Below are 14,729 nucleotides of genomic sequence, written 5' to 3'. Positions count from 1 at the left end.
GACATTCGCAAACTCGCCGACACGGGCTTGGATGATCGGCTGGCTAGGGGCAACCTCGCTGGTGGCGATGACGCCGGCGCGAGCCGCCGAGCCGCCTGCACAGACGGCGACGATCGCCTTCGCGATCGAGGCGGGGCCATTGCAGCACGCGCTCGTCGCCTATGCGGCGGCGACGGGGATCGAACTGCTCTATGCGAGCGACGTCGTCGAAGGGCGCACCGCGCCTCGCCTGGTTGGCAGCTATACGCCGGCAGCAGCGCTGGCACTGCTGCTGAAGGGCTCGGGGCTCGGCGCGCGCAAGATCCGGGAGCGGGTCTTCGTGCTGGAGGCAACGAAGGGTGTCGCGAAGGTGCCGGTCAGTGCCGCACCCCGTACCGCAGAGGCCGGCACGCAGATCGCCGGTGATCAAGCCGCGCCCGCAGCCGACCCGATCACCTCGGACAGGCTCGCAGAGCTGGCCGCCGAGCGCGCCGCGATCGTGATCACCGGCACGCATATCCGTGGCCTGAGCCCGGGCTCGCCCCCGATCATCCAGATCGACCGGGGCGACCTGACGCGCAACGGCTATGCGACGGTGAGCAAGGCACTGCAGGCGCTGCCCGGCAATTTCTCAGGCACCGCGACCGAGCAGAGTGCGCTCTCGGGCGCCGATACGACGGGCACGAACGCGACGCTGGCAACGGGCGTGAACCTCCGCGGTCTCGGTGCCGGGGCGACGTTGGTACTAGTCAACGGCCAGCGGCTCGGCGGCGCCGGGGCCGAGGGCGCGTTCGGTGACGTGTCGATGATCCCGACAGGCGCGTTCGACCGGGCCGAGGTGCTGCTGGACGGCGCCTCTGCGGTCTATGGCTCGGATGCGGTTGGCGGGGTCGTCAACATCCTGCTGCGGCGCCGTTTCAAAGGCGCCGAGACGCAGGTCCGGTTCGGAACGGTGACGACGGGCGGCAAGCGCGACGTCCAGGCGGCGCAGACGCACGGCCATCGCTGGGCGACGGGCGGCGTGATGCTGTCCTACGAATATGACCGCCAGGGACGGCTCGAAAGTGCCGATCGCAGCTTTGCCCGCGCCTCCGACCTGACGCCGCTCGGCGGCACGAACCATGACCTTTTCTACAGCCTGCCGGGCAATGTGCTGGCGGTCGATCCTCGGACCGGTCAGCTTGCGGCGGCCTATGCGATCCCGGCAGGGCAGGACGGCAGGTCGCTTCGGCCATCCGATTTCCAGAGGGGCGTCACCAACCTCCAGAACCGGCGGCTGGGCTCGGACCTCATCCCGCGCCAGATCCGGCACAGCGTCTATGCATCGGCCGACCAGGAAATTTCGGACGGTATCACGCTGATGGCGGACGTCCGCTATGCGCACCGCGCGTTCGATTCGCGCCTGCCCGGTGCGGTCGCGGTCGCACAGGTCACGCGCGCCAATCCGTATTTCGTTTCGCCGACGGGCGCGGCGTCTGACATCATCGCTTATTCGCTGGCGCAGGAGGCCGGCCCAACGCGGAGCTACGGCTTTGCCGAAGCACTCGCGAGTTCTGTGTCGATGGACGCCGAGCTGGGCAGGGGCTGGACGCTCAGAAGCTATGGCGCGTTCGCGCAGGAGCGCGAGCGCAACGTGACCGACAGGATGGTCAACGTGACCGCGCTCAACGAGGCGCTGGGCACGACGCCCGACAATCCCACGACGCCGTTCAGCACGGCGGTCGACGGCTATTTCAACCCTTATGGGACCGGTGCGTCCAACTCGGGAGCGATCCTCGATTATGTGAGCAATGGCTTCAACGACTCGCATATCCGGAGCCGGATCTGGACGGGCCATGTCGATGCCGACGGGAGCCTCGTCGATCTGCCCGGCGGTGCGGTGAAGGTCGCGCTCGGCGGCGATGTCCGCCGTGAGAGTTTCGCGACCTACGGCACCGGAAGAACGGGCGGCGTCGGCGTCCGGACGCTCTATGATGTGGCGGGCGCACGGACGGTGACGGCCGGCTTCGTCGAGTTGCGCGCGCCGCTCTTCGGCCCGGACAATGCGCGGGCCGGTTTCCAGCGCCTCGAGTTCACGGCAGCCGCCCGCGTCGAACATTATGCAGTGTTCGGGACGACCACGAATCCGAAGCTCGGTGCATCCTGGGTGCCCGTCGATGGCCTGACGCTACGCGCAAGCTGGGGGACGTCGTTCCGGGCACCCAATCTGCGCCAGCTGGGCAATGCCCAGCGTTATGCGGTGACGACGCTGACCGGCGGGAGCGGGGCAACGCTCCCGGTCATTCAGTTGACGGGCGGCAATCCGGATCTGGGCCCTGAGAAAGCGCGAAGCTGGACGGCCGGCGCCGATCTCGCACCGCGCGCCGTGCCGGGCCTGACGCTGCATGCGACCTGGTTTCACACGAATTTTCGTCAGCGGATCGCCACGCCTGCTGCCGAGAATTTCGCGCGTGCGCTCCTCGATCCTGCACTCGCGCCCTTCGTCCAATTGCTCAACCCGATCGCCAATCCGGCCGACCTCGCGCGCATCAACGCGTTGCTGGCATCGCCCGCCTTTTCCGGCAGCAATCCCTTTCCGGTGACGAGCATCGCCGGGATCGTCGACACGCGCTACGTCAACACGGGCCGGGTCATCGTGAGCGGCCTCGATCTTCAGGCCGGCTATACATTCACGGTCGGCCCCGACCGGTTCGAGCTCGGCGCCTCAGGCAGCTATCTCGATTCCTATCGCGAACGGGTGACGCCGACGTCCGTCCCGGTCGACCGGCTGAACCTGGTCGGGCGCCCGGTTGACCTGCGTGGCCGGGCAACAGCGGGCTGGCGGCGCGGGATCGTCGATGCGCAGATCGGGGTCAACCATGTCGCCGGCTATCGCGACCTGACGAACCGCAGGATCGACGCCTGGACGACCGCGGACCTGCAGATCGGACTGACGGCATCGTCAAGCGCGCGCGGGTGGCTCACCGGTATGACGCTTTCGCTTGCCGTCTCGAACATCCTCAATACCGCACCCCCTTTCTACGATTCGCCCGTGGGGCTCGGCTATGATGCGGCCAATGCCGATGCGCTTGGTCGTTTCGTCTCGCTCCAGCTGACGCGGCGGTGGTGAGGGATGCGGATCGTCTGGAGCAGCGCGCTCGCGCGCCTGGCGGTGCTCGTCCTCGTCGCTATGCCGCCGGCCGCATCGAGCCGGCCTTATACCGTCGATGATCTGGTCCGGACTGAGGCGTTCGGGCGGATCCTGGTCGCACCCGGCGGCAGATGGCTGCTGTTCGAGCGGCGCGGGGGGCGGGACGACGCGCCCTATTTCGACGAGCGCGCGATGGAGGTGCTGCGCAGCCACCTTTACCGCGTCGACCTTGCCCATCCGGGCCCGGCCGTGCCTTTGCTCCCGGCGGGCGAGGATGGCGGCACGATCGTGCTCGGTTTCTCACCGGCGGGCACGCGCGCGGCAATCGCACGGCTGACACGCGATCGCTGGACGCTCGGTGTCGTGACGCTTGCGACGGCGGCGGTGCGCTGGTTCGACCTCGCGCCTGATTATTACCCCTATCGCACGACGCTCGGCTGGGCGTCGGAGACGCATTTGCTCGTGATCGCGCAGCCTAAGGGCGGCCTGCCTTATGTGCTGCGCGCCGACCGCCGGGACATCGCCCGGCTGGAGGAGGCGTGGGCTAGGAAGAGCGAGGGCCGGACGCCGACGGTGACGGCGGTCGGCAGCGGCGCGTATCTGTCTGCGACCCCGCCACCGACCGAGACCCGGCTGGTCGACCTGGACGCCATGACGGGGGTCGAGCGATCGCTGGCGCGCGGCGTCCTCCAGTCGGTCACGGTCGCACCAGACGGTCGCCATGTCGCGCTCGTCGCGGAGACCGACGCGATCCGGATTCGATCGAAGGCGCTGATCAGCACGGGAGCGGAACTGCGCCACCGCGGGCTCAGCATCATCGACATCGCGAGCGGCCAGAGCTGGAGTCCATGCGACGCCTGCGATGTGCAATATCGGCCGCCATCCTGGGCGCCGTCCGGCAACGCCCTGCTCTTCTTCGCCCGCAAAGCGGGGCAGGAGTGGGCGCAGGGCCGTGTGTGGCGGGCAGACCTGTCGTCCGCGACGAGCGCGCCTTTGCCCGGCCCGATCCAGGCCACGGTCCGCACGCCGTTCGGCGACTATAGCGCGGCCAGCTTTGGCTGGTCCGGCGCCGCGCCCCTCGTCTTCGGCCGGCCCGATGATGGCATGCGCGACGATTGGTATCGGCTTGACCCGGACGGCCCGCACAATCTGACGAAGGCCTTGGCCACATCCTCGCCATCGCTGGTGGAGCAAGCGGGCCGGTCGCCGGTCATGCTCGCCGGGACGGCGTGGCAGCTTGGCCGCACCGGTGCCACGCGGAGATGGCGCGAGCTGAGCCGGGTCGAACGCCTGCCGGTCGCGATCATGGGTACGACCGAGGCAGCGGGCCTGTTCGGCTGGCGACCGACGGACGATGGTATCGTCGCCGATCCCGGCAATGGCCACTTTGTCCGGATCGCAGCCGCTGACGACGTGAGGCCGGTGACGGCGAGTGCCGCTATGGGGACGATCGTCGGTATCGCGACCGATGGGCATGGCCGGGCAGCCCTGACCGTCTACCGGCGAGGGGCACCACCGATCGCGGTCGCACGGATTAACGGCCATCTTGCCGATGTCGACGATCCGCCGCCCACGCCTCTCCATCACCGCCTGCCAGATGGCCAGATGGTCACGAGTTGGCTCTGTCAGCCGCGAGGGAGCGCGTCGGGCCGACCGGCTCCCCTGATCGTCATCCCTTATGCCGGAACGGCCTATGGCGGCGAACCGCCGCGCGGCTTCCGCTCCGGTGACGGCCCACCCTTCACCAACGTCGCGGTCCTGCGCGACCATGGCTATGCCGTGCTCATGCCGAGCATGCCGGCGTTGCCGGGGAGCGACCAGGCCCCCGATCTGGCCGGCCAGGTGCTGTCGGCGGTCGACGCCGCGATCGCGACCGGCACGGTCGACGGCAAAAGGCTTGGTCTGTGGGGCCACAGCTATGGCGGCTATACGGTCGCGTTGATCGCGACCCAGACCGACCGGTTCGGCGCGGTCGTCGCCTCCAACGGCATTTACGATCTCGCGACTTTTCCGGGCAGCTTTACGCCGCAGACGCGGCTCGAGCCGGGCGACTATCAAAGCATGCTCGGCTTATCGGGCTGGGCGGAGACCGGGCAGCCGCGCCTCGGTGGCCCGGCTTGGTCGGTACCAAGCCACTATGTCGGCAGCAGCCCCCTCTATCGGGCCGACCGGATCGTGACCCCGATGCTGATCGTCGCCGGCGAGCGCGACTTCGTGCCGCTGCAGCAGGCCGAGCAATTGTTCTCGGCGCTGTACCGACAGGGCAAGGATGCGGTGCTGCTCAGCTATTGGGGCGAAGAGCATAATATGAGCAGCCCTGCGAACCTGCGCGACAGCTACCGACGGATCCTCGACTGGCTCGACCGCCATCTCGCCGGCATCGGCTCATGAGGCGCGGGCACTCGCGATGATGCTCAGCCAGCCCCGCGCCCAGCGTTCGGCGAACAGCATCGCGAAGATCTCCGCATAGACGTTGGTGAGCATGATCGCATCTTCGTCGAGCACGCGCTCGACCGCAGCGCGGTCGAGGATGCCGTTGCCCATGAGCACGCCGTCGAGCAGATAGGCGCGCAGGACATCGACGCTGCGCGCCAGCATGCGGCCATAATATGCGGTGATGCTGCCTTTGCCGCGCCGGTCGACCAGGATCGCGGGCAGTCGGTGGGCATAGGCTTCGCGGATGAGCGCGCGATCGCGCCGGGCCTGCGTCAGATCGAGCGCAGACAGAGCGAGCGCATGCTCGACGATCGGCTGGGACAGAAGGGGATGGACGACCGTCATGGCCTGGTTGGTCCAGGTCGGGGCGAAGACCGCGCGGGCCGCGGCAAATTGGAGAATGTGGATCTGCTTGCTCGGCGGCAGGTCGAGCGCGTCCTCGAGCGAGGAAAGGGCCGGCCACCTGCGCGGCACGTCGCGGGCGACGAGGTCGAGCGGAAAATGGGGATCGGGCGGCGGTATCTGGCGCCGCCGATCAGCGAGAGCTGCGGCGCTCACGCTCCAGACCGAGCATCCGGTCCAGCGCGCCAGATCCTGGGTCAGGGCGAGTCTTGTGCCAAGCGATCGTCGTCCACGCCAGATGTCGCCTGCGAGCGAAGGCGTCGCGAACTGGTAGAAGAGCGCGTCGCCACCATGGCCCGTATAGAGGCAGGAAGCGCCAAGCGCCCGGCCGCGCTCGGCCAGATCCCGATCGTGGAACAGGCTCAGGCTCGCCACGCTCGGGCGCAGCCCAAACGGCAAGGCCTCGGCGACAGCCGCATCGATCGACCGCTCGCCAACAGCGATCTCTTCGACGGGTAAAGCGAGCTGAGTGGCCGTGGCGCGGGCCCAGACACGCTCGTCGCCTTGCGGGTCGGGCGCGACATAATGGAACCAGCGAACATCCGCGCGCGGGCGGCACCGGCTCAAGCCGGCCGCGACGATCGCTGAATCAAGACCGCCCGACAGTTCGGCGATCGCTGTCCCAAAGCGTGTCCCCCACGCTCCCAGCGTCGCATCGATCAGGTCCGGCAGATAGTCTCGCGGCGGGCGCGGGTGCGATACCCGGCGTCGCGCGGCATCCGCCGGCGACCAGAGCCGGATCGAGCGAACCGCTTTATCATCGACCGCGAAAAGGCATCCGGCATCGAGCGCGGTCACGCCGTCCAGGGGTAGCGTCTCACCGGCGCCGCCTGGGAACCGGACCAGTTGCGCGAGCGTCGCCCAGCAAATGCCGAGCCCGTCCGGCATGGCGAGCGGGAGGATGACCTCCGCCACGGAGGTCGCGATCCGGACGCCATGATAGGCCCAGGTCACGCATTCCATCATTCCGATCGGATCTCGAAACAGGGACACGCGATCGGGCGCGGCCGGATCGATTTCGATCGCCGCATAAGCGCCCCAACATGTCTCGACGAGGCGTGTACACAGATCCGCAAAATCGTCGGCGTCATCCGGGACAACGCCGAAGGCATGCCGGCTCTGCTCGGTCGCGCGACGGTCGAACAGGTGGCCGATGACGATGGTGCGAGACGCCGCTCCTCCGCGGACGAGATCGACGTTGGTGCGCGGATCGGCGAGCAGCCGCCAACCGGGCGCGTCGATCACCGACCGCCATCCGCGCTGCTCCAGAACCGCATGGAGGTCGTGGGCGGCTCGATTGGCGGCGGGGTCGATGGTCACCCAACGCAGCGCCGCAAAGCCGATCATGGGCGTTCTGGCTCGACGATATGGATCGGCGAGAGGCGCGCGATCCGTTCGGCGCGCTCACCCATGAGGAACTCGCCGCCGACGACCCAGCAATGGGCCTCGAACGGGAAGAGCGCGACGCCGAACACCCATTGGCCCTGCACCCCGTGCCGACGAAGAAAGTGAAGCAGCAGATAGGACCGGAACAGGCACTGGAAGCGGAACGGGACGTAAAGGCAGAGCCGCTCGAACGAGGCGACGGTCCGCGCACAGGCCTCGGGATCGGGCGGGCATGCTGGCCTTGCCACCGGCGCGCGCGGGCATGCGTCGAGGAGGTCCGCAAAGGAGAGGCGCCAAATGTCGTAGATCGTCCGGACAAGAGCCGCCGTAAAGTGCGCGATGTTGGCGATGGCCAGACGACCGGACATCACCTGCGGCAGTTCACGCCAGAGACGCGTGATATGGCGTGCATCGTCGCGCGCAAGCGTGCCCTCGAGCGGGTCATATCGGCAGTGATAGGCGTCACGCTCGATATCGAGCGTGACGAGCCCGTCCGACGAGCGAACCTGGAGCGGACGCACGGCGTCCGGCATGGGGGTGTTGGGAACGCGCATCGGCCGCTCCATCTCCCGAACAAAGCGGCGCCGACCCCGCAGGACCGGCGCCGCCAGGATGGTTAGGCGTAGAAACGAAGGCCGATGACGGCTTCGTCGGTTTCGCCGAGCGGCCCACCCTTGGTGTTCTTGCGTGCCGAGCCCACGAGGACCGGCTCGCGACGACGATGATTGTCGCGCTTCATGGTGCGTTCCTTTCTCAGTCGGTTGATCGCCACCTGCTGTGGCGTCGATCATCGTCCGGCAGTGGATCGCGACATCCAAGCACTATTCAGGATATATTCTGAAGCCGAAATTCCGGGTCAGCGCGGACGCGATGGCCGGAGCCTGCGCACGACGCCGATCATGAAATCGCCGGATCACGATGGCGGTCTCGCGGAGCGGCCCGTTCGCAGCGACGTGTCGCATGCGCTCGAATTCCGAGGCTTGGTCGGACACCCATGTCTCCTCGATGCGGCGAACCACGCGAAGGCGATCGTCGAGCAAGGCGCGTGCCTCTATGATGGCGATGTCGCCCGACGCTTGCGCGATGCGCGCGAAGAGATTCCAAGGCGAGGAGGCTGCAAGCGCATCGGGTAGGACGGCTCCATACCGGCGGAGTCCGCGCAGCACGCAGAGGCTGTGCAGCGTGTAGAGATCGGCGATGTCGCGCGCGTCAAGGCGGGCAAGGTAGAAGCCCTCGGCCCGGCGCTCTTCGATGACCCCCCGACCAGCAAGACGTGACAGGATTTCGCGCAGCGGCGTGGTGCTGACACCCAGACGCCCTGCGAGATCCTTGATCCCGATCTTGTCGCCTGGTCGATATTCGCCCGTGCAGAGGATCGTGAAGACAGCGGCGTGGATTCGCTCGAATTTGGTTGAGAGTGCGGGCGGGCTCATCGGAAAGGCGTAGCAGAGGCCCCGACTTGCCAAAGGCTGACAGCCGCTCGTGCAGGCGCTGAGCAAAATAAGTTGGCGGTTATCGCGGCAATCTACGGGTCCGTACCGCGGAAGGCCTGCGGTCCGTCCGCAGAAAAACCGTGGCTTCATCACGAATCAGCGCAAAATGGACAGAAACCTTGTCCTGATTGGCTTCAAACTCGATGACACTCTGGTTACATGTTGCACTGCGTCGTATCTGGTGGGCGTGCGGCCGCCAGTCGGCGCAGAGTGTGTAAGCGGGCAGGGGTGCGTCGATGCGGCATCCATCTCTCGAGGTCGGTGCTGGAGCCGAGATCCTGTCGAAGGCGCTGCGTGCGATCCGCCGGAAGCGCGGCATGACAGCTGCGCAGGTGGCCGACGCGATGGGAATGGCGGTCCGCACCTACGAGGATTTCGAAGGAGGACGTGGCTCTCTTACACATGACCGCATCTTCGCGTTCGCGGACGCAACCGATAGCGACCCCTTCGCACTGATCCTGAGCCCGATTTTCAAGTCGCCCGCCATCGGGATCGACTGCGCCGACACAAAATTCCTCACGATCATGATGATGCACTTCGAGGAGTTCATGGAAGAGCAGGGCGGTGATGTCGCGTATCTCGAACCCCCATTGATCATCGGAGGCTTCGAACGCGTTTTCAAAGATCTTGCGGCGACGCTCTCCAATCGCGTGACATTTCTTCAGAACTGGCTGGAGCAACGTACCGGCGTGATCGGATTGGCGACCCTGCGGATGCGCGGTATCAAGCGCAGGCGGCGGCGAGACTAACATCGTTTCGTCGGCCCATGAGCGCGCTCAAGAACCCAGGGCCATGGCAGCACGGTAGCCGCCATCGACCAGATGCTCGGCGTGCGCGACCAGCCGGCGTGTCCGGGACTTCAGAAAGTCCGAGCGGCCGTTCCATTCGCGCGCGACATATTCTGGACCGAAGAGCGCGGTCGCGACCGCGCGATAGCTGTACTCGGTCGCCATGGCGTCAAGCGTGCGCAGGACGAGCAGGCGTCGGTCGCGACCGGCCGGCGATGATGTCACGCGCTGTACGAAAGATGGCTCCCTGAAGGCCGCGAGCCGCCGCGCCGTTTCGAGCCGCTTATTCAGCAACGGCCATTCCGAAAACTCCATGGCCAGTCGGACGGGGCCGTTCAGAAACGTGCCTGCGACGAGGGCCAGGCGAACGCTCTGCCCCGAGCGTGTCAGCAGGATTTGCTCCGCCATACCTTTGCGCTGGAGAATGGCGACCGGTCCCCATTGATCGAGGATGTCGAAGGCGTCTGGATCATCGACGCTTGCCGGACGGGCCGAGACCGGGATGATCCGGGGATCGAGGTCCGGCGACCAGAACAAGCGTGCGTCGGCAGCACTACGGGTCGGATCTTCTGCGAAAGAGAAGGCCCGATGGTCGAAGCGGCGTTTCGGTCCGGATCACCTCGATGGCCTGATCCCTGAGTCCCATTTGGTGGTCGATTTTCGCGTCCGCATCGAATTTGTAAGCGGCGGTGCGCCTCAGGACTTCCCAGGCAAAGAGGGAGAGATCGTCCAGATCGTCTCGTCCCGGCAAAGACCGCGGCACCAAAGCCACCGGCTGATTTCGAAAGTGACGCATGGCACGGCCAACTCCCCGTGTTCGGAGAGGGCAGTTCAGCTCGACGGGGGCACAAGCCGAAATCTTCGGCGCCGATTCGTCCTATTTCACGCATATATTCTGGGCATTCCACGCAACGCGCGATCGATTGCGCACCATCGCTGTGGAGGGACCGCGGACAAGCCGAGGCAATCCACGGCGACCGGCGAATCGACTTAAGCGCCTTCTTGGGCATCCGAGCTAGCGCCAGCTTACGGGACACGGAGCCGATCTGGGCGGCCTTGGAGATTCACCTCCTGAAAGGACGCCAAGAGCAGACTTACGCCTTTCGGCGGAACGCCCAAACGAGGGTGGCGAAGCTGCTTACGAGCGTAGCAATCGAAAGCACGAACGAAGCATCTAACGTCGGCATTGGGCACCTCCGACTCGTTCGATAGAGAGCTCGTTCCCTGTAGGACACAAAAAAGAACAAAATAGGAACAAATTGAGGAAGGGATGGGTCAGGCCGTGATGCTCGGAGAGAGCGGAGATGAATCCTCCTTTTGCCGTTGCGAGGCGGATCATCACGGCTTTCAACCGATGCGATGCTCCCAGCCCGTCGATCCGTTGGTCAACGGGAAAGCCGGGCAGTGGCCTTCCGAGACTATCGTGATCTATGGCGGCGACTGGCTGGCAACGACGAACAGCAAACTTCCCTCGGCATTCTGAAGATAGCTCCGCCCGCAGCCAACGATGCGGAATGCTTCAGGCCCACCATGATCACGAGAGCGTTTTCCCATCCCGATGAGGATGAGGTGAGGAGGTAAAGAAATGCGCGCGCAAACTTACTCCTCCAAAGCAAATGTATGAGGTCTCAGCCCGACCATATCGCGCCGACGGTTGAACCGCGCGCGAAAAAAGATGCGGAGGACCGTGGAGGAAGTGGTCTATGAGGAACGCGGCGTCCCCATCTGCCGCCGCGTTCCTCTGCCGTGCCGCCGCTGTTGCTGCGACCGCATCCTGGTTCGGCGAACGCGCATCTGCGAATGTCGGAGCCGGAGCCTGTCCAAAAAAGGAACAGACGCGAGCGATCTAGCCGCTGTCGCTTAACAATCCGCGAATGAGGGCACAGAGATCCTACGGTTTCGCCCGGAATTCGTAAGTCGACCGGGCAAGATCGCGAAAGGATCCTGTTATGTTCTGCGCCTCCCGTAACAGGGGATCAGCCGACCTTGCGTCGAAATTAAAGCAGTTTGATTTGTCGAGTGAGCTCAGCGGCTATGGTCTTAGCAAGGTCGTAAAGCGGCGGTTCAAGAGCGGGCAAACCCCATCCGTGCCATTCGGGTGGAAAGCGGAACGACCGGTTTGGACGGCAAAGCTGACGCGAATGGCCATTCGTCGTCTAATCGCGTCGGGTGCAAGGTGTTTTTGAGATGCCGCCGCCGGGAGCATGGTCGTCTTCGCATTCGACAGGTGTCGCCTCATGATGGGGCTTCGCTGGCGACCCTTCCAAGGTTCATGACGCACGCCGCTTGCAAGAGCCATGGGTGCAACGAATGGCGCGGAATGGATCGGCCTACGTCCCGGCAGGACGTCTCGCGCGCCTTGCGACGCTGGCGAGCTGGGTAAATCAGGCGGTAGCTAGTGCTCCCCGGAACGGCTCGCCGGTGGTCAGCATGCTATGCATGATGACGGCGAGCTTGCGGGCGACGGCGACGGCGGCGCGCTTGAGGCCGAGCCGCTCTCGGAGCTGCAGCCCCCATTTGCGTAGATCGCATTCGGATCGGCTGCGGGTGAGAAGCACGGTAGCGGCTTCGTAGAGCAGCCCGCGCAGATGACGTCGGTCACCGATTCGAGATCGATGCCGGGGGCTTCGAGACGGTGAGGGAAATTGTCCTGCGCGCGGGAAGCCCGGAAACCGACTACCAAGTCCAGCATCGACGAGGATGATCTGTTCGCCGCTCCGCTCATTTGCGAGACAAAATGTCGACGTCGACATTTTCGTTTGACTGACGGATGGTACCAAGGTCACACTGCTTTTTGTCGCGATCGCAAAGCCAGGCTGGGAGAGCTATGTTGGGGTATAACGAGCCGCGTCATTCAGTTCCGCGGCTGGTCTCGACGGTCCGACTTCGGCTCCTCATATGGTGCAGCCTGCTGGTCCCGTGGTCCACCTGTTCTGCCCGCATGCCGGACCCGATCTTGAACCTAACCTTCGAGCCGACCAGCTTGAATGGCTCCACGCAGATCGCAACGCAGTTCCGGCAACCGGACTTCACACCTGGAGTGATCGGTCGTGCATGGCGGAGCGACGGCTTTTCAAGTTCCGTTTCCGCGCCTCTCACGCTTGATGCCCATCGAGGCTTCACTATCGAGACGTGGATCGCTCTGGAGAGCTACCCGTCGGATGCAGAGGTGCCGGTAAATGCGCTCAAACCTGCTTCTTTCCTGAATCAGGCTGACGGTAGACGCGGGTTTGACCTGTACGTTGATATGTTCGGCCGGTGGGGCTTCCGCTTGTCTACTCCGGACGGCAATCAGCGCATTATTGCAACTTTGCCGTTTCCCCTCGCGCGCTGGGCGCTCGTGGGTGTTACGTTCGATCCCGCAGCCGGGCTCGCACGACTCTTCCTCGACGGGAAACCTGTAGGCGAGATGCGGACTAGGGCGGGCAAACCATTTGTGCCCGCACCCGGCGATCTACACGTCGGCCTAAGCTGGCAGGACGCGGAGCTCGGCATCTTCAGGGTGAACGGGCTCAACGCAGCGTTCGACGAGGTGCGGGTGTTCGATCGCGCCCTTGCACCGTCTGAGATCGAATGGGACGCCCGGGCAGTCATACCGCCCAATGCGGCCGCCTCACTCGCCGTGCCTGCTAGTCGTTTCGCTACCGATCTGGCGCGGCCCGTCTTCCATGCGATGCCATCCGCAAATTGGACGAACGAACCGCACGGCTTCGTCCGCCGCGGCAACGAGTGGCACATCTTCTATCAGCGCACGCCCAACGGACCCTACAAAACCGAGATGCATTGGGGTCACATGGCTAGCAAGGACCTCGTTAACTGGACGTACCTCCCCGACGCGCTGTGGCCGACGCTGCAGACCGATACGTTCGGTTTCGACATGAAGGGAATATGGTCGGGCGATGTCGTGATCGGCTCGCATGGCCTCGCCTATGCCTTTTACACGAGCGTAAATCACTCGAGGGACCTCTTCAATCCTGGCATCTCCGTCGCCCTTAGCGCGGATCCGGACTTGCGCACTTGGCGCAAACGCGGGCCTATCATCGACGCCAAGGGGCTGCGTGACTTTCGCGACCCTTATGTCTGGGAAGAAGGTGGCGAGTGGCGCATGATCGTTGGCGCGGCAATGCCAGGCGGCGGCGGCGGCCTGGCTTATTACCGGTGCGCGAATATCGACGATCTCAAGTGTTGGAAAAAGCAGCCGCGCATCGCGCCGTTCGAGCGGATGGATATCGGATCAGACATATGGGAGATGCCTGTCTTCGAACCGATCGGCCAGAACAAATATATCTTAGTGGCGAATCCGATCGGAGGATCGGTGTCAAAGTATGGGGACAAAGCGACGCGCGCCGTCTATTGGATCGGGCGATGGGACGGCAGTGCCTTCACACCCGACCAGCTGGCGCCCAAGCTTCTCGACCTGATACCTGGGCATCTTAGCCCCACCGTTGCCCGGGACCGCGCCGGGACGCTCGAGGCGATCGGGATCGTCGACGAACGACGCAGCACGCGGGCGCAAAAGGCCGCAGGTTGGGCGCACGTATTCAGCCTTCCGCGCGCTTGGCGGTTGCTCGACGACGGAATGACCCTTGGCCAGTCGCCCTTGCCGGCCTTAGCCGAGCTCCGCGATCCCTCTCGCCGACTAAGTGGAGTCCTAAGCGAGCTTGCTGGGGATTCCATGATCGGCGACCTCGGCGCGAGCAGCGAGCTGATCGTCAACTTCGAAGGAGATGTAGGGTCGCACCCGTACGGCATAATCCTCGCAACATCCCGCGAAGGCGAAGAAACGACCCGCCTGATGTATGATCCGGCGACACGTTCGATTACGCTGGACAAGCGAAAGTCGAGCATATCGAGCGATGCCGAAGGGCCGATGCTTCTATCCGGCAGCTATGACGAAGCTGCGTTTGGTAAGCCCAGGACATTTCACGTCTTCATCGATCACTCTGTGGTGGACGTGTTCATTAACGATGCTGCCGCATTTTCCTTTCGAATCTATCCAGTGCGTTCGGACAGCACCCGTCTAGGCGTGATTGGCGCCACGGCCGCCACCGTCCGCTATGAAGGATGGGCAATGCGTCCTAGCAGCTTCGTTTCGGATGTCGTGCTGCGCTGATC

General features: G+C 64.9%; 10 protein-coding genes and 1 pseudogene. 5 read left to right on the top strand and 6 right to left on the bottom strand.

Translation table 11 applies throughout. From position 1 onward, the window contains the following. Positions 1–31 precede the first annotated feature (31 nt). Together HL653_RS23330 and HL653_RS23325 are read left to right on the top strand one after the other, a co-directional pair. On the top strand, positions 32–3,088 hold the full coding sequence (locus HL653_RS23330) for a TonB-dependent receptor (protein ID WP_171746608.1): 3,057 nt from the start codon (positions 32–34) through the stop codon (positions 3,086–3,088). A 3-nt stretch (positions 3,089–3,091) separates the two neighbouring features. Next, on the top strand, positions 3,092–5,500 hold the full coding sequence (locus tag HL653_RS23325) for a S9 family peptidase (RefSeq protein ID WP_171746607.1): 2,409 nt from the start codon (positions 3,092–3,094) through the stop codon (positions 5,498–5,500). On the opposite strand, the gene HL653_RS23320 is transcribed toward HL653_RS23325, so the two are convergent. The 4 genes from HL653_RS23320 to HL653_RS23310 all read right to left on the bottom strand — a co-directional run bounded on the left by HL653_RS23320 (position 5,495) and on the right by HL653_RS23310 (position 8,916). Continuing rightward, positions 5,495–7,294, bottom strand: coding sequence for an asparagine synthetase B family protein (locus HL653_RS23320; RefSeq protein WP_171746606.1), 1,800 nt, complete (start codon positions 7,292–7,294; stop codon positions 5,495–5,497). The genes HL653_RS23325 and HL653_RS23320 overlap by 6 nt on opposite strands. Then, positions 7,291–7,887 (bottom strand): lasso peptide biosynthesis B2 protein, encoded by a 597-nt coding sequence (locus tag HL653_RS23315; RefSeq protein WP_216599929.1) that lies wholly within the window; start codon positions 7,885–7,887, stop codon positions 7,291–7,293. The genes HL653_RS23320 and HL653_RS23315 overlap by 4 nt, the downstream gene beginning before the upstream one ends. Positions 7,888–7,949: 62 nt before the next feature. Continuing rightward, complete coding sequence (locus HL653_RS24535) at positions 7,950–8,072, bottom strand: hypothetical protein (RefSeq protein ID WP_301337944.1); 123 nt, start codon at positions 8,070–8,072, stop codon at positions 7,950–7,952. Between the two features lie 82 nt (positions 8,073–8,154). Continuing rightward, positions 8,155–8,916: a GntR family transcriptional regulator gene (locus HL653_RS23310; RefSeq protein WP_171746604.1), complete on the bottom strand. Its 762-nt coding sequence runs from the start codon at positions 8,914–8,916 to the stop codon at positions 8,155–8,157. Positions 8,917–9,062: 146 nt separating this feature from the next. Between HL653_RS23310 and HL653_RS23305 the strand changes: the two genes are divergently transcribed. Further along, positions 9,063–9,575: a helix-turn-helix domain-containing protein gene (locus HL653_RS23305; RefSeq protein WP_171746603.1), complete on the top strand. Its 513-nt coding sequence runs from the start codon at positions 9,063–9,065 to the stop codon at positions 9,573–9,575. Positions 9,576–9,602: 27 nt separating this feature from the next. Here HL653_RS23305 and HL653_RS23300 read toward each other — a convergent pair whose 3' ends face one another. After that, complete coding sequence (locus tag HL653_RS23300) at positions 9,603–10,151, bottom strand: DUF2285 domain-containing protein (RefSeq protein WP_171746602.1); 549 nt, start codon at positions 10,149–10,151, stop codon at positions 9,603–9,605. Between the two features lie 733 nt (positions 10,152–10,884). On the opposite strand from HL653_RS23300, the gene HL653_RS23295 reads away from it, so the two are divergent. Further along, positions 10,885–11,097 carry a hypothetical protein gene (locus tag HL653_RS23295; RefSeq protein WP_171746601.1) on the top strand — a complete coding sequence of 71 codons (213 nt, stop codon included), beginning with the start codon at positions 10,885–10,887 and terminating at the stop codon, positions 11,095–11,097. Positions 11,098–11,998: 901 nt separating this feature from the next. Here HL653_RS23295 and HL653_RS23290 read toward each other — a convergent pair. Continuing rightward, positions 11,999–12,232 (bottom strand): annotated as a pseudogene (locus tag HL653_RS23290) (IS110 family transposase); the annotation flags it as partial. Positions 12,233–12,570: 338 nt separating this feature from the next. Here HL653_RS23290 and HL653_RS23285 point away from each other — a divergent pair. Next, complete coding sequence (locus HL653_RS23285; RefSeq protein WP_171746600.1) at positions 12,571–14,727, top strand: LamG-like jellyroll fold domain-containing protein; 2,157 nt, start codon at positions 12,571–12,573, stop codon at positions 14,725–14,727. Positions 14,728–14,729: the final 2 nt, after the last annotated feature.

The sequence above is a fragment of the Sphingomonas sp. AP4-R1 genome, assembly GCF_013113735.1.
Taxonomy (GTDB): Bacteria; Pseudomonadota; Alphaproteobacteria; order Sphingomonadales; family Sphingomonadaceae; genus Sphingomonas_I.
Note: the sequence above shows the minus strand (reverse complement) of the source record. Positions and strands in the feature narration are given on the sequence as shown.

Bases quoted from the DNA above. Each gene is read 5' to 3' on its own strand.
- HL653_RS23325 (WP_171746607.1), top strand. From the start codon at position 3,092: ATGCGGATCGTCTGGAGCAGCGCGCTCGCGCGCCTGGCGGTGCTCGTC.
- HL653_RS23315 (WP_216599929.1), bottom strand. From the start codon at position 7,887: ATGCGCGTTCCCAACACCCCCATGCCGGACGCCGTGCGTCCGCTCCAG.
- HL653_RS23310 (WP_171746604.1), bottom strand. From the start codon at position 8,916: ATGAAGCCACGGTTTTTCTGCGGACGGACCGCAGGCCTTCCGCGGTAC.
- HL653_RS23320 (WP_171746606.1), bottom strand. From the start codon at position 7,294: ATGATCGGCTTTGCGGCGCTGCGTTGGGTGACCATCGACCCCGCCGCC.
- HL653_RS23295 (WP_171746601.1), top strand. From the start codon at position 10,885: ATGGGTCAGGCCGTGATGCTCGGAGAGAGCGGAGATGAATCCTCCTTT.
- HL653_RS23330 (WP_171746608.1), top strand. From the start codon at position 32: ATGATCGGCTGGCTAGGGGCAACCTCGCTGGTGGCGATGACGCCGGCG.
- HL653_RS24535 (WP_301337944.1), bottom strand. From the start codon at position 8,072: ATGAAGCGCGACAATCATCGTCGTCGCGAGCCGGTCCTCGTGGGCTCG.
- HL653_RS23305 (WP_171746603.1), top strand. From the start codon at position 9,063: ATGCGGCATCCATCTCTCGAGGTCGGTGCTGGAGCCGAGATCCTGTCG.